The sequence below is a fragment of the Bradyrhizobium sp. SZCCHNR1002 genome, assembly GCF_032381435.1.
Lineage (GTDB): Bacteria > Pseudomonadota > Alphaproteobacteria > Rhizobiales > Xanthobacteraceae > Bradyrhizobium > Bradyrhizobium aeschynomenes.
On sequence record NZ_JAUHIS010000006.1, the window covers coordinates 384,099 to 404,926 of the forward strand.

The window sequence follows — 20,828 nt, forward strand, 5'->3', positions numbered from 1 at the left end:
AAGGCGGCTACACCAGGGCCCGCGCGGCGGCGATGATGTCCGGCAGGCCGTCGGTCAGAGTGAGGCCGTCGAGCGCTTCGGGAACGCGCCACTGGGCGTCGTCGAGCTCCTCGTTCAGGCGGGCCTCGCCCGCCTGCCAGCGCGCGGCGAAGGGGAGGATCACGTAGTGGCCGCCGCCGCCTTTGCCGCCGCTGCTGGCCGGCAGCACCTCGCGCCAGCCGGCAAGGCCGAGGACGGCGATCGACAACCCGGTCTCCTCCATGACTTCGCGCGCGACCGCGGCGTGCAGGTCCTCGCCGAACTCGACCCGTCCGCCGGGCAGAGTGTAGACGCCCTTGGCCGGCGCGCGGGCGCGGCGCACCAGCAGGATCTTGCCGTCGCGAAAGATGGCGGCGCTGACGGCGAGTTGGGGATGACGGGGCGGAGTTTCGGTCGTCATGCGGGTGGCTCCAGCAGGGGTCTGCACTCTACCGTGAAGACCGCCGCGCTGGCAGTACGTCGCAACTCAATAGCTCGCCATGATGGCGTCGACGGCATCGACCTCATCGACTTCCGACACCGGTTCCGGATCGAACTCGATGTCGCCGTTGATGATGCCGCCGGCCTGCGAGACCAGCGGCTTGACCCAGCCGGCGGCCTGCTCGGCGAGCTTGGCCTTGGTGGCGTCCTGCTTGGCCTCGCGCATCGCGGTGCCGACCGCCAGCAGGATGTCGGTCATGGTCTTGGTCAGATGATCGAAGCGGTCGCGAATCGCCGGCTCGGCCTGCTCATAGGCCTCGATGACGAGATCGCGGGCCTTGAAATTGGTGTGCGTGAAATGTTCTGGATAGGTCAGCGGCGACCATGCCAGGAAGTCCTCGGCGCATTCCGGAATGTCGGGAATCATTTCGAGCAGCATGACTGCCTCGTTGAAATGATTCAGATAGTCGGTGGCGAGTCCGGTGCGCGGGTTGATGTTGGCGGCGCGCAGGATCGCGGCGCGCGCCGGATCAATAGCGCTGCCAGCCGGTCGTTGGGTCGTGCGATCGGAAGGCACGGAATGGGTCGCCGCTGCGGTCATCCGCTGCAGTGTTGGCAACCCAAGTTAAAAGGTGCTGAACACACGACGATTTGAGTGAGATTATGTGTGGACGCTTCGTGATCACTTCACCACCTGCGGCTCTCAGGCAGATCTTCGGCTATGAGGAGCAGCCGAACTTTCCGCCGCGCCACAATATTGCACCGACGCAGCCGATCCCCGTAATTTTTCTGGATCGAGAGATCAGGCATTTTCGCTTGATGCGCTGGGGCTTCATGCCCGCATGGGTGAAGGATCCCCGCAATTTTACGCTGCTGATCAATGCACGTTCGGAGACCGTACGCGAGAAGCCTGCGTTCAAGAATGCGATCCGGCGTCGCCGCGTGCTTGTGCCCGCTGATGGGTATTACGAATGGCAGGTGATCGACGGCCGCAAGCGGCCGTTCTTCATCCATCGCAGCGATCGCGCGCCGCTCGGTTTCGCAGCCCTCGCGGAGACCTGGATGGGACCGAACGGCGAGGAGGTCGATACGGTCGCGCTTCTCACCGCGGCTGCGAGCGGCGATCTCGCGACGCTGCATCACCGCGTTCCGGTGACGATCAGGCCCGATGATTTCTCGCTCTGGCTCGACTGCCGCAGCGATGATGCCGACGAGGTGATGCACCTGCTGGTGGGGCCCGAAGAGGGCGAGTTCGCCTGGTACGAGGTGTCGACGCGCGTCAATACGGTGGCCAATGACGATGAGCAATTGCTGCTGCCGATGACCGAGGAGATGCGTGCCGCGGAGGACGCGCAGCGCAAGCCGGCCAAGAAAGTTGCATCCCGCAAAGCTTCGACTTCGGTCGATGACGGGCAGGGGAGCTTGTTTTGAGGCGGTATGTCTCAACAGAGAAGATCGTCATCCCCGCGAAGGCGGGGATCCAGTACGCCGCGGCCTCTCGGGCTGAAACGACTGCCGGTGGAATACTGGGTCCCCGCTTTCGCGGAGGACGACAGCAGGGACCATCAGGGCCAGACGGGGACGTCGCTTATTTGAAAATCCGCAGCGCCGCGTGCTGCAGCAGCATGATCGTCTTGGCGTCCTGGATGCGCTTGTCGCCGATCATCGCGAGCGCCTCGTCGATTCCGAGTTCCAGCACCTCGATCTCCTCGCCCTCATGCGCGAGCCCGCCGCCGGCGCTGACCCGCATCCCGGGCTCGTAGGCGGCGACGAAGAAGTGGATCTTCTCGGTGACGACGCCCGGGCTCATGAATGCCTCGAATACGAACGTCACGTCGTGCAGGCGGAAGCCGGTCTCCTCCTCGGCCTCCAGGCGGATGCGCTCCTCGGGCGAGGCATCGTCGAGCAGGCCGGCGGCGGCCTCGATGAGGAGGTCGTCATAACCGTTGAGAAAAGCAGGATAGCGGAACTGCTTGACCAGGATGACGCTGCGCTGCGCGAGATTGTAGGGCAGGATCGCCGCGGCGTTGCCGCGCTCGAACACGTCGCGGCTCTGCATCTGCCAGGTGCCGTCGTCGCGCCGCCACTCGAATTTGGTCGTGGTCAGCGTGCCGTAATGATCGGAGAGCACGCGCCTCTCGTGCACGCGGATGCGATCGGAAATGCTCATTGGGAGCCTCTATTTCATGCCGGGTGTAGGCGGGCGACCATCGAGCCATTTCGAGAACACGACGCTGTCCTGCACGGCGTAGTCGAGCGCCTGATAGAACGCCTGAACCTTGGTGTTGTCGCCGCGCACCATCAGCATCAGCTTGGCGATGCCGCGTGCGCGCAGCCAGTCCTCGGCGGCGGCCATGATGGCGCGGCCAAGGTCCTGGCCGCGATGATCGGGATCGACGCTGACATAGTAGACCCAGCCGCGATGGCCGTCATGGCCGACCATCGCGGACGCCGCGATGGCGCCGGCGGCCCGTCCGACGAGCACGGTGGAATCATCGCCGCGGCGGGCGAGCGCGATGTCGGCGGCGGGATCGTTCCACGGCCGCGTCAGGCCGCAGCGCTGCCACAGCGCGATGATCGCGGGCACGTCGGCATCGGCGATGTCGGAGATCGCGAGAGCAGGGGCGGTATTCATGAGCGCGCCGAAATCCTAGAGCACCTTGCCAGGGTTCATGATCCCCAGCGGATCGAACTGCGCCTTGATCGCGCGCATCAGCGCAATCGCGGTCGGATCCTTGACGTCGGGCAGCTCGTCGCGCTTGAGCACGCCGATGCCGTGCTCGGCCGAGATCGAGCCGCCCATGCGCAGCACGATCTCGAACACGACCGCATTCACCTCGTGCCAGCGCGCCAGGTAGTCGGCCGTGTCGGCGCCGACCGGCTGGCTGACATTGTAGTGGATGTTGCCGTCGCCGAGATGCCCGAATGGCACCGGCCGCGCGCCGGGGACTTTCCTGACGACAGCTTCATTGGCCTCGGCGATGAACGCCGGCACCGCGGCAACCGGCACCGAGATATCGTGCTTGATCGAGCCGCCCTCCGGCTTCTGCGCCCAGGAGATGTCCTCGCGCAGCTTCCAGAACGCCATGCGCTGGGAGAGATTCTCGGCGACCGCGGCGTCGTCGACGATGCCGGTCTCGAGGCCCTGCTCCAGGATGCCCTCGAGCGTAGCGCGCGCATCGTCGCGCGAGGACGACAGCTCCATCAGCACGAACCACGGATGCTGGCCCGAGAGCGGCGCGCGGTTGCCTGCGACATGACGGATCGAGAAGTCGAGCGCGATATGGGCGATCAGCTCGAAGCTGGTCAGGCTGCCCGCCGCCTCACGCTGCGCGATGGCAAGAAGCTTGAGCGCATCCTCTGGCGACTTCAGCCCGACGAACGCCGTCTCGATCGCTCGCGGCTTCGGAAACAGCTTCAGGCTCGCCGCGGTGATGATGCCGAGCGTGCCCTCGGCGCCGATGAAGAGATTGCGCAGATCGTAGCCGGTGTTGTCCTTCTTCAGTTTGGACAGCGCATTGAGCAACCGCCCGTCGGCCAGCACCACCTCGACACCCAGTGCCATCTCGCGCGCGACGCCATAGGCCAGCGCGGCGGTGCCTCCGGCATTGGTCGAGAGATTGCCGCCAATGGTGCAGCTGCCCTCGGCGCCCAGCGACAGCGGAAACAGCCGGTCGACATCGGCGGCCTTCTGCTGCGCCACCTGCAGCACGACGCCGGCCTCGGCGATCATAGTGTTGGACGCCGTGTCGATGTCACGGATCTTATCCATGCGCTTGAGCGACACCACGACCTCGCCATTGTGCGGCGTCTGGCCGCCGACGAGGCCTGTATTGCCGCCCTGCGGCACCAGCGCGATGCGATGCGCGCTGGCGAGCTTGCAGATCGCCGCGACCTCCGCGGTCGAGCCGGGACGCAGCACCAGCGGCGAGCGGCCGTGGAACAGGTTGCGCTCCTCCGTGACATAGGGCGCGACATCGGCTTCGGCGGTCAGCGCCTGGCGCTCGCCGACGATGGCGGCGAATTGCGCGATCAGATCGGGTGGCAGCGGCGGAGAGGGAGGCTGGCTGATGTTCATGGTCGGTCGCTTCCAATGTTATCTCGGCGCGGCGGCGCGGCGCAGCCGGTCGTTGATGGCCTCGCCCAGTCCGTCATTGGGGATCGGCATCACGGCGATGCTGCGCGCGCCCTTGGCATCGAGGCTGCGAAGATAGCCGAAAAGATGCATTGCTGCCTCTGCCGGATCGCCCGATGGCGACAGGTTGAGAACAGCGGCGGCCTGAGCGGCACCCGGCAGGGGCAGGGGACCGAAGGCGAGCAGCGCCTCGCCGGGCGCGACCTCCCTGGCATCGAGGCGAACGGCGGCGCGCGGCGCGTAATGCGAGGCCAGCATGCCCGGCGCCAGCGGCTGCTCGGACGTGTCGGCCTCTGCCATCGCTGGCCGCGTCAGGGGCCGGTCGAGCACGGTCTCGATCGCCTCGCTGGGGACGCCACCGGGCCGCAGCAGCGTCGGCTGCTCGAAGCAGCCGACGATCGTCGATTCGACGCCGACATCGACCGGTCCGCCGTCCAGGATCAGGTCGATGCGCCCCGTGAGATCGGCCGCCACATGGGCTGCGGTGGTCGGCGAGACGTGGCCGGAGATGTTGGCCGAGGGCGCCACCACGGCGCCGCCGAACGCGGCGAGCAGCGCCCGCGCGATCGGATGCGAGGGGATGCGAATCGCGACGGTGTCGAGGCCGGCAGTGGCGAGATCCGCGACGGTGCAGCCGGGCGCCTGCGGCACCACCAGGGTCAGCGGTCCCGGCCAGAACGCTCCGGCCAGGCGCTCCGCCGTGGCATCGAACCGACCGATCCGCCGCGCAGCCGCGATGTCGGCGACATGGGCGATCAGCGGATTGAAGGCCGGCCGGCCCTTGGCCTGGTAGAGGCGGGCGATCGCGGCGGCATTCGCGGCATCGGCGCCGAGCCCGTACACGGTCTCGGTCGGGAACGCGACCAGGCCGCCACGCGCGAACGTCGCCGCGGCTTGCGTGATTCCTGCCGCGTCGGCGGGCAGGATCCTGGTCTCGATCGCGTTAGTGTCTGGCACGGGCATCACTGGTACGGGACGGCGGCGGCTTCCGCGCTCGCCTATAGCCGGCAGGGACGCTCGAATGAAGCGCGCAAATCAATCACCGGGCTGCGTTCACGCCATGGCCACCCGGCAAAGCCTCATGACCTCAAGCAGTTAACCCATCCTCCGACGACGCGCGATTTCATTGCGATTTCCTGCCTCGTGCGCCTTGCGGAGACGGAGACCCGACGCTATAAGCCGGCTTCCCAAGTCGGAGCGTGGCTCAGCCCGGTAGAGCACTGCGTTCGGGACGCAGGGGTCGCAGGTTCGAATCCTGCCGCTCCGACCATTCCTTCAAGCACGTCCAATCGTGCTTTCCCGATCATACGACATCCGATCTTACACCAGATGTCGCAACGAAATGGCCGCACGGCCATTCCGGAGCGTTGGCGTCATTGGGCGCTGAATCTCGACTCGTTGGGAGATCTGCAGGCGCCCGTGCTGGTGTGCGATGAATTGCGGGTGAGCTGGCGGCCGACTCCGTCGTTGGATCAGCTGAGCTGCCGGTCGATCGCCGGCGCATGACCGGCGTGGGATCGTTCAGAGCTGTTGCCCGAGTTCGGACGTGATCCAGTCGGCAAAGGCGCGCACGGCCGTGCGTTGGTGATCGTTGCGCGGAAACACCAGGCGGTGGCCGACATAGCGGATGTCGATGGAGCGCCCTGCGAGCGGCGCGATCAGCCGTCCCGACGCCAGCTCGCGCTCGGCCAGCAATGTGGATTCGAGCGCGACGCCGAGGCCCTCGGCCGCCGTCGCGAGCGCAAGGAAGCTGCGGTCGAAGCGCATGCCGTGGAGTGCGGGGGATTCGAGGCCGTTGGCGGCGAACCATTGATGCCACTGGATCTGCTTGACGTCGGAGCGGATCAGCGTGTGGTCAAGAAGATCCGCCGGGCGCTTGATCGTCGCCGCCAGCGCGGGCGTGCACAGCGGCGTGACCGTCTCCTCGGCCAGCGGAACGATCTCGACGCCCTCCGCATGAGGCTGGCCATAGACGATGTCGATGTCGAAATCGTCGTTCTTGAACCGCGCGTAGTCGGTGTTGGCCGACAGTCGCACCTCCAGTTTCGGATGTGCGGCGAGAAACTGAGCGAGCCTTGGCGTCAGCCATTGCGCGGCAAAGCTCGGCGCCGAATGGACGCGCACCAGCTGGGGACCGCGCGCCGCGACCTCCTCCAATCCTCTGCGCAGCTGGTCGAACGCCGCGCCGGCATGGCGCATCAGGTTCTCGCCGGCCGGCGTGAGATGAACGGCGCGCGCGGTGCGCTCGAACAGCACGGTGCGCAAGGTGGCTTCCAACTTGCGGATGGCGTGGCTGACGGCAGATGGCGTCAGGTGAAGCTCATTTGCTGCGTCGCGAAAGGATCCCGTGCGAGCGGCCGCCTCGAACGCCTTGATTGATGAGATCGGGATCTTGGACAGCATCGCATAAGTGAACCAGATTCACCAATCCATGACAACTGCGCGTTTGTCGCCACCGCAGGCCGCGGCCATGGTGACGCCCACGACAACGAGAATTTCGGGAGGACCAGCATGCTGCTCAGCGGCAAGACAGCGATCATTTCGGGCGCAGCGTCGAAGCGTGGCATCGGGCTTGCGACCGCCCGCCGGTTCGCAGCCGAGGGCGCGAAGGTCGCCATCCTCGACATCGACGCCGCAGCCGCCGCCGAGGCTGCAGCCTCGCTCGGCGACGGTCACATCGGGCTCGGCTGCAACGTCGCCGACAAGGCCTCATGCAACGACGCGGTGGTGCAGGTGATCCGTCAGTTCGGCGTCATCGACATCCTGATCAACAATGCCGGCATCACCCAGCCCGTGAAGTTCCTGGAGATCTCGCCCGCGGATTGGGATCGCATCCAGGACGTCAATCTGAAGGGCGTGCTGTTCCTGTCGCAGGCGGTGATCCCGCATATGCGCGCGCGCAAGCACGGCTCGATCGCCTGCATGTCCTCGGTCTCTGCGCAGCGCGGCGGCGGCATCTTCGGTGGCCCGCATTATTCGGCTGCCAAGGCCGGCGTGCTCGGCCTCGCCAAGGCGATGGCACGCGAGTTCGGCATCGACGGCATCCGCGTCAATTGCGTGACGCCGGGCCTGATCGGCACCGATATCACCGCTGGCAAGCTGACCGACGAGATGAAGGCCAAGATCCTCGAGGGCATTCCGCTCAACCGCCTCGGCACCGCCGAGGACGTTGCCGGCATCTACACGTTTCTCGCGTCCGATCTGTCCGCCTATGTCACGGGCGCGGTGATCGACGTGAACGGCGGCATGCTGATCCACTAACAAGGTCTCAAGAGATGGACACCGTAGCGACTCGGCTCGCCAACGCGCCGACATTGGCGCAACGCGCCTATAACATCCGCCGTCATGCGCTCCGCATGGGCGAGGTGCAGGGCCAGGGCTACATCGCCCAGGCGCTCGACATCTCCGACGTGCTGGCCGCGGCCTATTTCCACGCCATGCGCTACCGGCCCGAGGATCCGGCTTGGGAGGAGCGCGACCGATTCCTGCTGTCGAACGGCCACTACGCGATCGCGCTATACGCCGCGTTGATCGAGGCCGGGATCGTTCCCGAGGCCGAGCTGGAAACCTATGGCAGCGACGACAGCCGGCTGCCGATGTCGGGCATGGCGTCCTACACGCCGGGCATGGAGATGTCCGGCGGCTCGCTCGGCCTCGGACTGAGCATCGCCGTCGGCATGGGGCTCGGCCTGAAGCGCAAGGCATCGACATCGCGCGTCTACACGCTGTTCTCCGACGGCGAGCTGGATGAAGGCTCGGTGTGGGAGGCGATCTCGTCGGCCAGCCACTACAAGCTCGACAACCTCATCGGCATCGTCGACGTCAACAATCAGCAGGCGGATGGCCCCTCGACCCAGGTGATGGGCTTCGAGCCGTTGGTGGACCGGCTGCAAGCCTTCGGCTGGTTCGTGCAGCGCGTCGACGGCAACGACCTCGACGCCGTGGTCGCCGCCTTCGATGCCGCCAAGACCTATCCGGAACCGAAGCCGCGCATGATCGTGGCCGACACGCTGATGGGCAAGGGGGTGCCCTTCCTGGAGCAGCGCGAGAAGAACCACTTCATTCGCGTCGAGCCGCATGAGTGGCAGCTCGCGATTGCCGCACTCGACGCCGGGAGGCCGTGATGAAATCGACGAGACCCGCACCCGATCTGAGCAAGCCGCGCCTGACGACCTCGGCGATGATCGCCTCGATCGCCTCCGAGGGGCAGCGCACCAAGCCGGCGCCGTTCGGCCATGCGCTGGTGGAACTGGCGCGCAGTCGGCCCGAGGTGGTCGGCATGACCGCCGATCTCGGCAAATACACCGACCTGCACATCTTCGCGAAGGAGTTTCCCGACCGCACCTACCAGATGGGCATGGCCGAGCAGCTGCTGTTCGGCGCCGCGTCCGGCATGGCGGCCGAAGGCTTCATGCCGTTCACCACGACCTATGCCGTGTTCGCCTCGCGCCGCGCCTACGACTTCATCCACCAGACCATCGCCGAGGAAGATCGCAACGTGAAGATCGCCTGCGCGCTGCCTGGACTGACGTCAGGCTACGGCCCGAGCCATCAGGCGGCCGAGGATCTGGCGCTGATGCGGGCGATGCCGAACATGACGGTGATTGATCCGTGCGATGCGTATGAGATCGAGCAGGCCGTGCCGGCGATGGCCGCCCATCAGGGCCCTGTCTACATGCGGCTGCTGCGCGGCCAGGTGCCGCTGGTGCTCGACGAGTACGACTACAAATTCGAGCTCGGCAAGGCCAAGCTGCTGCGCGACGGCCGCGACGTGCTGATCATCTCCTCCGGGCTCATGACGATGCGCGCGCTGGAGGCGGCCAAGGCGCTGTCCGATGATCGCGTCGACGTCGCCGTGCTGCACGTGCCGACGATCAAGCCGCTCGATGCCGAGACCATCGCGGGCGAAGCCGGCCGCCCCGGCCGTCTGGTCGTGGTCGCCGAGAACCATACGGTGATCGGCGGATTGGGGGAGGCCGTCGCCGGGGTGCTGATGCGCGCTGGCGTGCACGTGCCGTTCCGGCAGATCGGCCTGCCCGACGAATTCCTCGACGCCGGCGCGCTGCCGACACTGCACGATCGCTACGGCATCTCGCTGTCGGAAGTCGTCAGGCGGGTGAAGGGCTGGCTCAAATAGCAGGCGGCCACGGGCGTTGAGACAGCGGCGTGCGGATGCGCCGGACGATAACAACAATTTCATACCGGAGGGACTGGAATGCGCAAGGGAACGACGCGTCGGCGATTCATGGCAGGAGCGATGGTGGGGGCTGCGGTGCTGCCTTTCACCGCGCGCTTCGCAAGGGCAGCCGAGTTCACGATGAAGCTCGCGACCGGACAGGATCCGTCGCATCCGGTCAACAAGCGTGCCCAGCAGGCGGCCGATCGCATCAAGGAGGCGAGCGGCGGCCGGCTGGAGATCAATCTCTATCCGGCCAATCAGCTTGGTTCCGACACAGATCTGATCTCCCAGGTGCGCGTCGGCGCGGTCGATGCGATCAACATCGCGAGCTCGGTGCTGGCCACCCGCGTGCCGCTCGCCGGCATCGTCAACACCGGCTTCGCTTTCACGTCCTACGACCAGGTCTGGAAGGCGATGGATGGCAGCCTCGGTGATCACATCCGCAAGGACATCGAGAAGACCGGTGCGATCGCTCTGTCCAAGCCCTGGGACAACGGCTTTCGCCAGGTCACCTCGTCGACCCGTGAGATCAGGACGCCCGACGATCTCAAGAGCTTCAAGATCCGCGTGCCGGCCGCGCCGATCCTGACCAGCCTGTTCCAGGCGCTCGGCGCGGGACCGACCCCGATCAATTTCAACGAGGTCTACACGTCGCTGCAGACCAAGGTGGTCGAGGGCCAGGAAAACCCGCTGCCGATCATCGCCACCGCCAAGCTCTACGAGGTTCAGAAGTACTGCTCGCTGACCAGCCACGTCTGGGACGCCTATTGGATCCTCGGCAACCGCGCCGCCTTCGGCAAGCTGCCGCCCGACCTGCAGACGCTGGTCACGCAGGAGTTCAGCAGGGCGGCGGATGACGAGCGCGCCGACATTGCCGCGCTCAGCCAGAGTCTGCGCGCCGATCTCGCCGCCAAGGGCTTCACCTTCGTCGATGTCGACAAGGAGGCGTTCCGCGCTGCGCTCGGCAAGAGCAGCTTTTACAAGGATTGGCGCGGAAAGTTCGGCGAGGAGGCCTGGAAGATCCTGCAATCGAATGTGGGAGAGCTCGGATGAACAGCGTCGACGCGTCTCTGGCAGCATCCACGAAGCATGGCATCGTTGACGGTCTCGAGCGGACCCTCACGAAGCTGATCGAGATTCCAGCGATTGTCGCCCTGGTCGCGGAAGTCGGAATCCTCTTCACCGGTGTGACGGCACGTTTCGCCTTCAACCGGCCGCTGACCTGGGCCGATGAGCTCGCGTCGATCACCTTCCTCTGGCTCGCGATGCTGGGCGCGGTGCTCGCGCTCAGCCGCGGCGAGCACATGCGGATGACCGCGCTGGTCGACCGCGTCACACCGCGCACGCGCGCGGTGCTGGAGAGCGCTGCGCTGATGGCGCCCGTTCTGTTCCTGGCGATCCTGCTGCATCCGGCCATCGACTATGCGAGTGGTCAGGCCTTTGCGGAGACGCCGGCGCTCGGCCTCCCTGACAGCGTGCGGGCCGGCGCGGTGCCCGTCGGCATCGGCCTCATGCTCGTCACCGCCTTGTTGCGCATGGCGCGCCATGGCTCGCGTGACATCGCGATCACGCTGGTGATCCTGGCGGCCACCGCGCTCGTGCTGTGGGCCTCAGCCCCGGCGCTCAAGGCGCTCGGCAACTGGAATCTCATCGTCTTCTTTGCGATCCTGCTCGGCGCGGCCGTGCTCGCCGGGGTGCCGATCGCCTTCTGCTTCGGCCTCGCCACCGTGGCCTATCTGCTCACGGTCACCACGGCCCCGCTCGAAGTCGTCACCAGCCGCATCGACGAGGGCGTCTCATCCCTCGTTCTGCTCGCGATTCCCTTGTTCATTCTGCTCGGCCATCTCATCGTGATGACCGGCATGGCGGCTGCGATGGTCGGTTTCCTGGTGTCGCTGGTTGGCCATGTCAGGGGTGGCCTGTCCTACGTGCTGCTCGGCGCCATCCTGCTGGTCTCCGGCATCTCGGGCGCCAAGACGGCCGACATGGCGGCGGTCGCGCCGGTGCTGTTTCCGGACATGAAGCGCCGCGGCATTCACGACGGCGAGCTGGTGTCGCTGCTCGCCGCATCCGGTGCGATGGCGGAAACCATCCCGCCCTCGATCGTGCTGATCATCATCGGCTCCGTCGCCGGCGTCTCGATTTCGGCCTTGTTCACCGGCGGCATCCTGCCGGGCCTGGTGCTGGCCGCCGCGCTGGCCGTGGTCGCCAAGCGTCGCATGGTCGAGCCAGAAGGCGTGATCCGGCCGCGGCCGACTTGGCCCAGCATTCGTTCGGCGCTGATCACGGCGCTGCCCGCGCTGCTGCTGCCGGTGCTGATCCGCACCGCGGTCACCGAGGGCGTCGCGACCGCGACCGAGGTCTCGACCATCGGTATCGCCTACACGATCCTGGTGGGACTGCTCGTCTATCGCCGTTTCGACTGGCGCAAGCTCCATCCGGCGCTGGTGCATACGGCGGCGCTGTCGGGCTCGATCCTGTTCATCATCGGCGCCGCCACCGCTATGGCCTGGGCGCTGACGCAGTCCAACTTCTCGCATGCGCTCGCGGCGATGATGGTTTCGGTGCCCGGGGGCAAATACGGCTTCCTGCTGATCTCGATCGGCGTGTTCATCCTGCTCGGCAGCATCCTGGAAGGTCTGCCCGCGATGGTGCTGTTCGGCCCGCTGTTGTTCCCGGCGGCCAAGCTGCTCGGCGTCCACGAGGTGCACTACGCGATGGTCATCATCCTCGCCATGGGCATCGGCCTGTTCGCGCCGCCGTTCGGCCTCGGCTACTACGCCGCATGCTCGATCGGGCAGATTGATCCGAATGCCGGGCTGGCGCGGATCTGGCCCTATCTCGGCGCGCTCGTGGTCGGCCTTCTGCTCGTCGCCTTCGTCCCATGGCTGTCGATCGGATTCCTCTGAGGCATCGGAAAGCAAGTGAACAGCCGTCGCGGCGGCGCCTTCAGGTACGAAATCCTGCCGTTTCGACCATTTCCTGCGTGACAACCCACGCATTTCCGATGTCACCTTGCGCTGCTGCGCGGCCTCAGTGCGGCGCGAAGAGACGAGGTGCTGCCGGAATGAATGCGAGATCTTCACGCAACTCGCCGCGCGCGGGACGCAGCGGGACGGCATGGCGTCATGACAATATCGGCAGGATGCTCAACAACGCGGTGCGCCGGTTCGAATCCCGCGTGCTCGAGCTGATGGCGGCGAGCGGCCACGGCGAGACGCGTATCGCCCATGTCAGCCTCACGCGCAATCTCGACGTCGAGGGCACGCGGCTGACCGAGCTCGCCCGCCGCGCCTCGGTGAGCAAGCAGGCGATGGGCGAACTGGTCGATCAATGCGTCGAGCTCGGGCTGGTTGCGCGCGAGGCCGATCCGCACGACGGGCGCGCGCGCATCGTTCGCTTCACGCCGGCCGGCCTGCAATGGCTCGAGGCCTTCGGCGATGCAGTCGATATGGCCGAGGCCGAGATGCGCAAGGAGCTTGGCAAGGCCGCGATGGACGTGGTCCTGCAGGCGCTCTCGGCCTATGGCGCCCGCTTCGACACGCTGGGCGCGGAGAGATAGTCAGGCTGCTTGACTATCTGGCTGGAGGCCGTAGCATGCCCCCGTCGCGAGGGGAGAAGCGCCGTGATCGAACGTTTGACCGCTTCCGTCCTGATCGTGGGCGGCGGGCCTTGTGGGCTGATGCTGGCCAACGAGCTCGGTCGGCGCGGCGTGTCCGCGGTCCTGATCGACGAGAAGCCGGGCACGGCTTTCAATCCCCAGGCCAACGCCACCCAGGCGCGCACGATGGAGCACTACCGGCGGCTCGGTTTTGCCGACGAGATCCGGCGTGCCGGCCTGCCGGCTGACTATCCGACCGACATCGCCTATTTCACCCGCTATGCCGCTCACGAGCTGGCGCGCTTTCAATTGCCGTCGGCAGCGCGCGCGGTCGAGCTGGTGAAGGGGATGTCCGGCTCGTGGAGCGCGGCCGAGCTGCCGCATCGGGTGTCGCAGAAATTCGTCGAGGCGATCCTGCGCCGGCACGCGGAGCAGCTCTCCGGCATTCAGCTGCATTACGGTCACCGGTTGATCGGCTACACCGCCGATGATGATGGCGTCGCGGCCGACGTCGAACGCCTCAGCGATGGCGCGCGCTTCAGGATCGGCGCGGCCTTTCTGGTGGGCGCCGACGGTCCGCGCTCCCTGGTGCGCCAGTTGCTCGGCATCTCCTATGGCGGGACGACCGGCGTGCAGCGCGATTTCATGGGCGGCCGCATGCTTGCGGTCTACCTCCGCTCGACGGAGTTCTACCAGCGCATGCCGCATGCGCAGGCGTGGATGTATGTCTGCTTCAACCGCGACCGTCGCGCCTTCATGGCTGCGGTGAATGGGCGCGACGAGTTCGCCTTCCACACCCAGCTGCGGCCCGGCGAGGATGAGAGCGCCATCACTGCCGATGATGCGAAGGCGGCGTTCCTGCGCGCATGTGGCGCGCACGTTCCCTGCGAGGTGCTGTCGCATCTGACCTGGACGGCGGGGCATGCGCTCGTCGCCGAGCGCATGCAGAGCGGCCGCGTCTTCCTCGGTGGCGACGCGGCGCATCTGTTCACGCCGACCGGCGGGCTCGGCTACAACACCGCGATCGAAGACGCCGTCAATCTCGGCTGGAAGCTCGCGAGCGTGGTCAAAGGAATGAGCCCGGTGGCGCTGCTCGACAGCTATGCGGCCGAACGCCGCCCGGTGGCGCTGCGCAACACCGATCATGCACGGCGCTTCGCGGATTCGCTTGGGCTGTTCGCGGCTGTGCCGGAGATCGAGGACGCAACCGAAGCAGGCGCCGAGGCGCGGCGCGTTGCAGGCGCCTATCTCGGTCAGCATGCGCGGGCCGAGTTCAACATTCCCGGTGTCACCTTCGGTGGCCGCTATGACGGCTCGCCGATCATCGTCTCCGACGGCACCCAGCCGCCGCCGGATGCCGCCAATGTCTACGTGCCGAGTGCGTGTCCTGGCGGTCGCGCGCCGCATGCCTGGCTGGAGCAGGGCGTCTCGCTGTATGACCGCTTCGGCTTCGAATGGACGCTGCTGAGATTTGACGGCAGCGGCGTCGATGAGGATGAGTTGCGCGACGCGGTAAAGCCAGTGCGCGCCGATGTGAAGGTGATGACCTTGCCTCGCGCGTTGCGCGATCTCTATGAGGCCGACCTCGCGCTGATCCGTCCGGATCAGGTCGTGGCCTGGCGCGGCAGCGCATCGCAGGCCGGGTCACTGCCACGGGTGATGGCGCGGGCTGCGGGGCACTGCGCCGGCAACTGAGCTCATCGCACGCGCATCGGACATTCGGGCGAGTCGTCAACTTTGTCGACATTGCCGGCTTATGATCCGGCTGATAGCGTCGCGTCGTTCAGGGATGAGCGAAACGAAGGTACGATGACGGAAACGGAGAAGGCCGAGCAGGTCGTGGCGGCGCTGAAATCGGCGGAAGCGAGCGCGCCGGAGGCCGCGTTGCAGACGCTCAACGGTCTGATGGGGCTGGTGCGCAGCCCGAGCGCCGAGCAGCCTCTCGAGGTGGAGGAGGCGCGCGCGGCGGCCTTCATGTCGATCTGCGAGGTCGGCAAGGCGCTGCACCGCAAGCAGCCGACCGAGGCGCTGTGGCCGGCGGCGGTATCGGCCACGGAGCGCTGGCTGACGCTCGTGAAATGAGTTTGGCATGAGGAGAGCTTCGACGCTCACCTGGCGCGCGATGACGCCCGGCGACCTGGCCGCGGTGGATGCCATCGCGCTCCGCCTGCACCCGTCCTATCCCGAGGATCGCGAGGTTTTCGCCGAGCGCCTGCGCCTCCATCCGGGCGGATGCGGCGTGCTCGCTGCGCAAGGCGACGAGATCGCCGGCTATGTGGTCAGCCACCCCTGGCATCTCGGGGAGCCGCCGGCGCTGAACGTCGTTCTCGGCCAGCTGCCTTCGCCGGCCACGACCTACCACATCCATGATCTCGCTTTACTGCCGCAGGCGCGCGGCACCGGCGCGGCCGGTCGCATCGTCGCCCAGCTGAGGTTGCACGCGCGTGAGCTCGGCCTGCCGTCGTTGACGCTGGTCGCCGTCAACGGCTCGGTTCCGTTCTGGGAGAAGCAGGGCTTTGCGATCGCACCCGGCGATGGCGATGTGAGCAGCTATGGCGGCGACTCCAGGCTGATGATCTGCAGCGTCGGCTGACCGGCGCATGAAAACGGCCCGGTGATCGACCGGGCCGTCTCAATCTGCATCAGCGCTCATCAGCCTCGTATCAATTTCGGCCTCGTATCATTCCGGCATCGACACTGGACGCCGCAATATGTCGCGCCGCCGGCTGAAGCGGTTGGCGTGCAGCATCCAGCCGCTGACGGGCTTGCCGTCGCGGTGACGTCCACCGCTTTCCGCCCCCAGCCACGCCGCGATGGCGCCGAGCAGCAGCGCGGTCGCCACCGAGAAGGCAAGGATCGTCGTGCTCGCACGCGAGCGGGACAACGCGCTCTTGGCATTTGCGATCGTCGTATCGACGCGGCGTTCGGCGTCGGGTCCTGCAAGCCCGGTCGTTACGCCGACCAGCTGCACCAGGTAGTTGCGGTCGTCGGTGCTGACGCCGCTGTGGCTCGATGCCGTCAGCAGGATACGGCCGGCCTCGCTGCGTGCCGGCGCCAGCTCGGGGCTCGGCGCCCGCTTGGCTGCGCGGAAGAGGTGATCCAGCTCATAGCTCAGCACTGACGGCTCGTTGGCGATCTGTGGTGCGCTGACGGGATTTGGCCTGCTCGCCGCGGACGCGACCATGGCGGCCAGCACCGTGCCGAGCACGACGGCAAGCGCCCATGCGGCGATGCCGTGCAGGCCATCGCGCTTCTCGGTCTCGTCGCTCTCCGCCAGACCGTAGGGCGCACGAACGCGCCCGGCGACATAGCCGCCGCAGCCGAAGCTGACGAGAGCCTGCAACACGAGATAGAGCCCCGACAGCAGCCACAGCGCCACGGACGCGTCCCGCCAGGTCGGCGCCGTGGAGCTGACGCCGAGCCCGACCGTCATCGCGAAGCTGATCAGGATCGATGACACCGCCGCGGCGGTGAGGGCTCCTGCAATGACCGGCGTCCATTGCAGGGTCCAGCCGTCTGCGGCCACGCGCCCGATGGGTGACGTGGCGACCGGCGCAGTTTCCATGCTCATGTCGTCCTCTCAGCGCAGGCCGAAGAACGACAGGATGGCCATGATGACCACGATCAGGCCTACCAGATAAATCAGTCCGTCCATGGTTGTCCTCCTCAATGCGAGATCCGTTGCCGTATAAGCGACGGCGAGGCTCAACGTTCCGCTCGCCGGACGGCAGCGGAGGAGGAGACGGCGTACGGCATCTGGTTGCCGCCCGATGACGTGGAAATCGAATCCTACCGAACTCATTCTGCGACGCAGCAGAGGACGCCGGGTCGGCCTTTGCCGGCTGATGCGGCGGCGCAACGGCCGCCGCGATCCATGTCAGTCAACCCAGGCGCTCATCGAGGCCCGGTTGGGCAATCGACCTGCGCTCAATAGCGCGGAGCATAGCGTTGACGTGCATAGGCGTAGGCCGGGTTGATGCCGCAGCCGGCGTCGGTGCCGGAGGCTGCGGCCTGACACTGCCGATATGTGGAGAATTGGCAATTGCCGGGATAGCCCCACATCCTGCCCTGCAGGCAGAAGCGATCCTGTGCCGCGGACGCCGGCGAGATCGCCGCGAGCCCTGCGAGAACGGCTGAGGCGGAAAGCGAAGCAAACAGAAGGCGGCGCATGCATTATCCTTGTGTTGAAGGTGACGTTGCAACGCGGGGCTGCACGGGCCCGTTCCTCACGGGCCACATTAACTGTTGGTGTCGCCGTCGCAGCGTCGCGTTCATGGCTCCCGCCGGATTGTGTGCTCGGACCGCTCGACGCCCGGCGCGCGCCCGCCAAGAGCGAGCTGACAACCGTCGGCCAACGCGAAGCCGGAACATTCCGCGACGGCTTCGGTTCATCACCCGACAACGGCGGATGCTTTCCATGTTTCGACGATCCAGGAAGTCGGATGACGCTCGTCCGGGGGCGGTCAGTGTTTTCGGCAGCAGCCGCGGGCCGGGCACGGGCGGCATGCTGGCGCTGCTCGGGCTGGCGTTTCTGATCCAATATGTCGATCAGCGTCCGGAGCCGGCATCCCGAGGGCGGACGAACGAGCTGTCCGACGACGGTCGCGGCAGGCTCGCCGCGTCACCCTCCGAGATCCCGCCGCGGGGCTGGAAGGATGTGCTGTATCGCGTCTATCAGAACGTCACCGATCACAGGATCGTGGCGCTCGCCGCAGGCATGACGTTCTATACGCTGCTGGCGATCTTTCCGGCGCTCGCTGCGCTGGTCGCGGTCTACGGCCTGTTCTCGGATCCCGCGAAGATCACCGGACATCTGGAGCAATTGCAGGGCATGTTGCCCGGCGGCGCCATTGAGATCGCGCGCGATCAGCTGACCCGCGTGTCGGCCAAAGGCAGCCAGGCGCTGGGTGTCACCTTTCTCGTCAGTCTTGCGATCTCGCTCTGGAGTGCGAATGCGGCGATGAAGTCGCTGTTCGATACGCTCAACGTCGTCTATCGCGAGGAGGACACGCGCGGCTTCATCAAGCTGAACGCCATCTCGCTGCTGTTCACCGGCGGCGCGATCCTGTTTGCGCTGCTCGCCATCGGAGCCGTCGTGGTGCTCCCGGTGCTGCTGAAATATCTCGGCATGTCCGAGGCCGCCGATCTGGTGCTGCAGATCGGCCGCTGGCCTGCGATCTTCATCTGCGTCTCGCTCGGGCTCGCGCTGATCTACCGCTATGGACCGGATCGCGAGGAGCCGAGATGGCGCTGGATCAGCTGGGGCAGTGCGCTCGCGGCGGCGCTCTGGCTCGCGGGCTCGGCGCTGTTCTCATGGTACGCGGCCAATTTCGGCAGCTTCAACGCCACGTACGGCTCGCTCGGCGCCGCCATCGGCTTCATGACCTGGATCTGGATCTCGGCGATCGTGGTTCTGATCGGCGCCGAGCTCGACGCCGAGCTCGAGCACCAGACCATGCGCGACACGACGACGGGACGCGAGCGGCCGCTCGGGACCCGCGGCGCCACCATGGCCGATACGGTCGGCCAGGCCCACTGAGCCGCGAAGATGCTGTGATGGCGGAGAAGTTGCTGCCCGGCGACCGGCTGGACGAGGCCGGCGGAGCGATTCGGCGTCTCGCGCCCCCCGATCCGCGAGGCGTTGCTGCAGCTCGGCGACAAGCTTCGTGCGCTCGCTGGCACGGCTGTTCGAGATGTTCGACGAGCAGGTCGCGGCGACGCGGCTGCACGATCACGTGCTGGCGCAGGGCGAGCGCTTCTCCGACATGGTGCTGGGGCAGTCGTCAGGTCGACAGCGACGGTGCGGCTTGCGCGGCCGCGTGCTCGATCGCCGCGGCTGCATCGAGCACGAGGTCCTCGCGGAAACGCGGCCCGACGATCTGCACGCCGATCGGGATGCCCTCATGGACGCCGGTCGGCACGCTGATCGAGGGCAGCCCGAGAAACGCGGTCGCGAACAGGAAGATGTGCGACCGATACAGACGATCGACGCTGGCGTCGCTCTCGAGGTCGACGCCGTAGGGCAGCGCCGTCTCCATCGCCACCGGGCACAGCACCAGCGGATGCTCCTGCATGAAGATCTGCCAGCGCCGCAGATAGGTGGCGCGTACCGATGACAGCCGGATCAGGCCGGCGACGTCGAGCTCGGGCGTGCGGTTCATCATCAGCGCGAAGGCGCGCCGCGCCAGCGCGTCGCCATGCTGCTCGACCTGGGCGGCGAGCGTCACGCGCGACTCGCCCTGCGCGAAATCGTTCCAGGCGCCGGCGGCGGCCGCGACGTCGGGCGGATCGCGCCAGGTCACCTCGTAGCCCGCCTGATGCAGAATCGCCGCGGCCTTGCGCACGGCGGCCTCGACCTCCGGTGCGATGCCGACGCCGGCCGGATCGAGGCACACCGCGACGCCGGGATGATCGAGGCGCGGCCCCTCCAGCGGCATCGCGACATGCCAGGGATCGCGCGGGTCGGGCGCAGACATCGCCGCCAGCGCCAGCCTCGCGTCCTCGACGTTGCGCGTGATCGCGCCCTGCACCGAGATCAGCTGCAACGACAATTGCCGCTCGCCCGGCGCGGTGCCGTTGAAGGCCGGCACGCGACCGAACGAGGGACGCAGACCGACGGTGCCGGTGCAATAAGCAGGATAGCGGATCGAGCCGCCGCCATCATTGCCATGCGCGATCGCGCACATGCCGGTGGCCGCGGCCACCGCGGCGCCGCCGCTCGATCCGCCCGGCGTACGATCCGGCCGCCACGGATTGAGCGTGCGCCCATGTAGGTCGTTGTCGGTGAACCAGCGCATCGAGAACGCCGGCGTGTTGGTGCGGCCGATGATGACGGCGCCGGCGCGGCGCAGATTGGCGACCACCGGGGCGTCGTCCTTGGCGATGTTGTCCTTGAACGCGACGACGCCGTTGGTGGTCGGCAACCCCTTCTGGTCGACATTGACCTTGGTCGTCACCGGCACGCCGTGCAGCGGACCGAGCGTCGTTCCGGCAGCGACCATGCGGTCCGCCAGATCGGCCGCCGCGAGCGCGTTCTCCGCCTGTACCGAAACCACCGCGTTCACATCCGGGTTGATGGCGGCGATGCGGTCGAGACTGGCGCTCACGGCCTCGCGGCTCGTGATCTGTCGGGTGCGGATGGCGGTGGCGAGTTGCGTGGCCGACCAGCGCCACAGCGGCGTATCCATGAAGCAAGCCTCTATGATCGGGAGGGTGATGGCGATGGGGCGATGCCTCGTGCGGGCGGCTTTGGCCGTTGCGCGGGTCCGGCGTCCATCGCCGTCCCTTGCGTGGCCGCAGTCAACATCGCCGGCCGCGTGCCGGCAATGCGGAGGATGTTTTCGCGGCGGGGCACGGGTCGTGGCACATGATTCATGATCATTAGGACCAGGAATTTCATGTCAAGGGCGCGAAGGGGACTGGCATCGGGCTTCCACCCGGAGCGGCGGCAGGTC

General features: G+C 66.9%; 22 protein-coding genes and 1 tRNA gene. 12 read left to right on the forward strand and 11 right to left on the reverse strand.

Annotated elements, in window-relative coordinates; translation table 11 throughout:
- Positions 1-7: 7 nt before the first annotated feature.
- Both QX108_RS26760 and QX108_RS26765 read right to left on the reverse strand, forming a co-directional pair.
- A complete protein-coding gene (locus tag QX108_RS26760; protein ID WP_315718842.1) occupies positions 8-439 on the reverse strand; it encodes an NUDIX hydrolase in 432 nt (143 codons plus the stop codon).
- Between the two features lie 66 nt (positions 440-505).
- Complete coding sequence (locus tag QX108_RS26765) at positions 506-1,036, reverse strand: hypothetical protein (RefSeq protein ID WP_172110776.1); 531 nt, start codon at positions 1,034-1,036, stop codon at positions 506-508.
- 86 nt (positions 1,037-1,122) lie between these two features.
- Here QX108_RS26765 and QX108_RS26770 point away from each other — a divergent pair, with 86 nt between their 5' ends.
- Positions 1,123-1,890, forward strand: a complete 768-nt coding sequence (locus tag QX108_RS26770; RefSeq protein WP_315718843.1) for an SOS response-associated peptidase — start codon at positions 1,123-1,125, stop codon at positions 1,888-1,890.
- Positions 1,891-2,047: 157 nt separating this feature from the next.
- Here the strand turns inward: QX108_RS26770 and QX108_RS26775 are convergent, their stop codons facing one another.
- From QX108_RS26775 to QX108_RS26790, 4 genes are read right to left on the reverse strand one after another with little or no spacing between them, the layout of a single operon-like run.
- Positions 2,048-2,629, reverse strand: a complete 582-nt coding sequence (locus QX108_RS26775) for an NUDIX domain-containing protein (protein WP_315785814.1) — start codon at positions 2,627-2,629, stop codon at positions 2,048-2,050.
- Positions 2,630-2,638: 9 nt separating this feature from the next.
- Positions 2,639-3,094: a GNAT family acetyltransferase gene (locus QX108_RS26780; protein ID WP_315785815.1), complete on the reverse strand. Its 456-nt coding sequence runs from the start codon at positions 3,092-3,094 to the stop codon at positions 2,639-2,641.
- Positions 3,095-3,109: 15 nt separating this feature from the next.
- The gene (locus tag QX108_RS26785; protein WP_315785816.1) at positions 3,110-4,537 is read right to left on the reverse strand and encodes an FAD-binding oxidoreductase; all 1,428 of its coding nucleotides are present in this window, start codon (positions 4,535-4,537) and stop codon (positions 3,110-3,112) included.
- Between the two features lie 18 nt (positions 4,538-4,555).
- Positions 4,556-5,557 carry an L-threonylcarbamoyladenylate synthase gene (locus tag QX108_RS26790; RefSeq protein ID WP_315785817.1) on the reverse strand — a complete coding sequence of 334 codons (1,002 nt, stop codon included), beginning with the start codon at positions 5,555-5,557 and terminating at the stop codon, positions 4,556-4,558.
- A 230-nt stretch (positions 5,558-5,787) separates the two neighbouring features.
- Between QX108_RS26790 and QX108_RS26795 the strand changes: the two genes are divergently transcribed.
- Positions 5,788-5,864 (forward strand) — tRNA-Pro (locus QX108_RS26795).
- Positions 5,865-6,115: 251 nt separating this feature from the next.
- Here the strand turns inward: QX108_RS26795 and QX108_RS26800 are convergent.
- A complete protein-coding gene (locus tag QX108_RS26800; protein WP_315785818.1) occupies positions 6,116-6,997 on the reverse strand; it encodes a LysR substrate-binding domain-containing protein in 882 nt (293 codons plus the stop codon).
- Between the two features lie 108 nt (positions 6,998-7,105).
- On the opposite strand from QX108_RS26800, the gene QX108_RS26805 reads away from it, so the two are divergent.
- From QX108_RS26805 to QX108_RS26845, 9 genes are all read left to right on the forward strand, one after another.
- On the forward strand, positions 7,106-7,855 hold the full coding sequence (locus QX108_RS26805) for an SDR family NAD(P)-dependent oxidoreductase (protein WP_315785819.1): 750 nt from the start codon (positions 7,106-7,108) through the stop codon (positions 7,853-7,855).
- Positions 7,856-7,869: 14 nt separating this feature from the next.
- Positions 7,870-8,718 (forward strand): transketolase, encoded by an 849-nt coding sequence (locus tag QX108_RS26810; protein ID WP_315785820.1) that lies wholly within the window; start codon positions 7,870-7,872, stop codon positions 8,716-8,718.
- On the forward strand, positions 8,718-9,731 hold the full coding sequence (locus tag QX108_RS26815; protein WP_315785821.1) for a transketolase family protein: 1,014 nt from the start codon (positions 8,718-8,720) through the stop codon (positions 9,729-9,731). The genes QX108_RS26810 and QX108_RS26815 overlap by 1 nt, the downstream gene beginning before the upstream one ends.
- Before the next feature lie 78 nt (positions 9,732-9,809).
- On the forward strand, positions 9,810-10,826 hold the full coding sequence (locus tag QX108_RS26820; protein WP_315785822.1) for a TRAP transporter substrate-binding protein: 1,017 nt from the start codon (positions 9,810-9,812) through the stop codon (positions 10,824-10,826).
- Positions 10,823-12,682, forward strand: a complete 1,860-nt coding sequence (locus QX108_RS26825) for a TRAP transporter large permease subunit (protein WP_315785823.1) — start codon at positions 10,823-10,825, stop codon at positions 12,680-12,682. The genes QX108_RS26820 and QX108_RS26825 overlap by 4 nt, the downstream gene beginning before the upstream one ends.
- Before the next feature lie 158 nt (positions 12,683-12,840).
- Complete coding sequence (locus QX108_RS26830; RefSeq protein WP_315785824.1) at positions 12,841-13,335, forward strand: MarR family transcriptional regulator; 495 nt, start codon at positions 12,841-12,843, stop codon at positions 13,333-13,335.
- A gap of 63 nt (positions 13,336-13,398) precedes the next feature.
- On the forward strand, positions 13,399-15,069 hold the full coding sequence (locus QX108_RS26835) for an FAD-dependent oxidoreductase (protein ID WP_315785825.1): 1,671 nt from the start codon (positions 13,399-13,401) through the stop codon (positions 15,067-15,069).
- A 114-nt stretch (positions 15,070-15,183) separates the two neighbouring features.
- Positions 15,184-15,456, forward strand: a complete 273-nt coding sequence (locus tag QX108_RS26840; protein ID WP_315718860.1) for a hypothetical protein — start codon at positions 15,184-15,186, stop codon at positions 15,454-15,456.
- A gap of 7 nt (positions 15,457-15,463) precedes the next feature.
- Positions 15,464-15,967 carry a GNAT family N-acetyltransferase gene (locus tag QX108_RS26845; RefSeq protein ID WP_315785826.1) on the forward strand — a complete coding sequence of 168 codons (504 nt, stop codon included), beginning with the start codon at positions 15,464-15,466 and terminating at the stop codon, positions 15,965-15,967.
- An 87-nt stretch (positions 15,968-16,054) separates the two neighbouring features.
- Here the strand turns inward: QX108_RS26845 and QX108_RS26850 are convergent, their stop codons facing one another.
- The 3 genes from QX108_RS26850 to QX108_RS26860 form a co-directional block, all read right to left on the reverse strand.
- Positions 16,055-16,945 (reverse strand): hypothetical protein, encoded by an 891-nt coding sequence (locus QX108_RS26850; protein WP_315785828.1) that lies wholly within the window; start codon positions 16,943-16,945, stop codon positions 16,055-16,057.
- Between the two features lie 9 nt (positions 16,946-16,954).
- Positions 16,955-17,083, reverse strand: a complete 129-nt coding sequence (locus QX108_RS26855) for a hypothetical protein (protein WP_315718862.1) — start codon at positions 17,081-17,083, stop codon at positions 16,955-16,957.
- Between the two features lie 218 nt (positions 17,084-17,301).
- Positions 17,302-17,544, reverse strand: coding sequence for a DUF3551 domain-containing protein (locus QX108_RS26860; RefSeq protein ID WP_172110741.1), 243 nt, complete (start codon positions 17,542-17,544; stop codon positions 17,302-17,304).
- Between the two features lie 334 nt (positions 17,545-17,878).
- Here QX108_RS26860 and QX108_RS26865 point away from each other — a divergent pair, with 334 nt between their 5' ends.
- Positions 17,879-18,913, forward strand: coding sequence for a YihY/virulence factor BrkB family protein (locus QX108_RS26865; protein WP_315786020.1), 1,035 nt, complete (start codon positions 17,879-17,881; stop codon positions 18,911-18,913).
- A gap of 244 nt (positions 18,914-19,157) precedes the next feature.
- On the opposite strand, the gene QX108_RS26870 is transcribed toward QX108_RS26865, so the two are convergent.
- Positions 19,158-20,561 (reverse strand): amidase family protein, encoded by a 1,404-nt coding sequence (locus QX108_RS26870; RefSeq protein ID WP_315785830.1) that lies wholly within the window; start codon positions 20,559-20,561, stop codon positions 19,158-19,160.
- Between the last annotated feature and the right edge of the window lie 267 nt (positions 20,562-20,828).

Coding starts and splice junctions, on each gene's coding strand:
- QX108_RS26760 (WP_315718842.1), bottom strand. CDS start 439: ATGACGACCGAAACTCCGCCCCGTCATCCCCAACTCGCCGTCAGCGCC.
- QX108_RS26770 (WP_315718843.1), top strand. CDS start 1,123: ATGTGTGGACGCTTCGTGATCACTTCACCACCTGCGGCTCTCAGGCAG.
- QX108_RS26775 (WP_315785814.1), bottom strand. CDS start 2,629: ATGAGCATTTCCGATCGCATCCGCGTGCACGAGAGGCGCGTGCTCTCC.
- QX108_RS26780 (WP_315785815.1), bottom strand. CDS start 3,094: ATGAATACCGCCCCTGCTCTCGCGATCTCCGACATCGCCGATGCCGAC.
- QX108_RS26785 (WP_315785816.1), bottom strand. CDS start 4,537: ATGAACATCAGCCAGCCTCCCTCTCCGCCGCTGCCACCCGATCTGATC.
- QX108_RS26790 (WP_315785817.1), bottom strand. CDS start 5,557: ATGCCCGTGCCAGACACTAACGCGATCGAGACCAGGATCCTGCCCGCC.
- QX108_RS26800 (WP_315785818.1), bottom strand. CDS start 6,997: ATGCTGTCCAAGATCCCGATCTCATCAATCAAGGCGTTCGAGGCGGCC.
- QX108_RS26805 (WP_315785819.1), top strand. CDS start 7,106: ATGCTGCTCAGCGGCAAGACAGCGATCATTTCGGGCGCAGCGTCGAAG.
- QX108_RS26810 (WP_315785820.1), top strand. CDS start 7,870: ATGGACACCGTAGCGACTCGGCTCGCCAACGCGCCGACATTGGCGCAA.
- QX108_RS26815 (WP_315785821.1), top strand. CDS start 8,718: ATGAAATCGACGAGACCCGCACCCGATCTGAGCAAGCCGCGCCTGACG.
- QX108_RS26820 (WP_315785822.1), top strand. CDS start 9,810: ATGCGCAAGGGAACGACGCGTCGGCGATTCATGGCAGGAGCGATGGTG.
- QX108_RS26825 (WP_315785823.1), top strand. CDS start 10,823: ATGAACAGCGTCGACGCGTCTCTGGCAGCATCCACGAAGCATGGCATC.
- QX108_RS26830 (WP_315785824.1), top strand. CDS start 12,841: ATGAATGCGAGATCTTCACGCAACTCGCCGCGCGCGGGACGCAGCGGG.
- QX108_RS26840 (WP_315718860.1), top strand. CDS start 15,184: ATGACGGAAACGGAGAAGGCCGAGCAGGTCGTGGCGGCGCTGAAATCG.
- QX108_RS26845 (WP_315785826.1), top strand. CDS start 15,464: ATGAGGAGAGCTTCGACGCTCACCTGGCGCGCGATGACGCCCGGCGAC.
- QX108_RS26850 (WP_315785828.1), bottom strand. CDS start 16,945: ATGAGCATGGAAACTGCGCCGGTCGCCACGTCACCCATCGGGCGCGTG.
- QX108_RS26860 (WP_172110741.1), bottom strand. CDS start 17,544: ATGCGCCGCCTTCTGTTTGCTTCGCTTTCCGCCTCAGCCGTTCTCGCA.
- QX108_RS26865 (WP_315786020.1), top strand. CDS start 17,879: ATGCTGGCGCTGCTCGGGCTGGCGTTTCTGATCCAATATGTCGATCAG.
- QX108_RS26870 (WP_315785830.1), bottom strand. CDS start 20,561: ATGGATACGCCGCTGTGGCGCTGGTCGGCCACGCAACTCGCCACCGCC.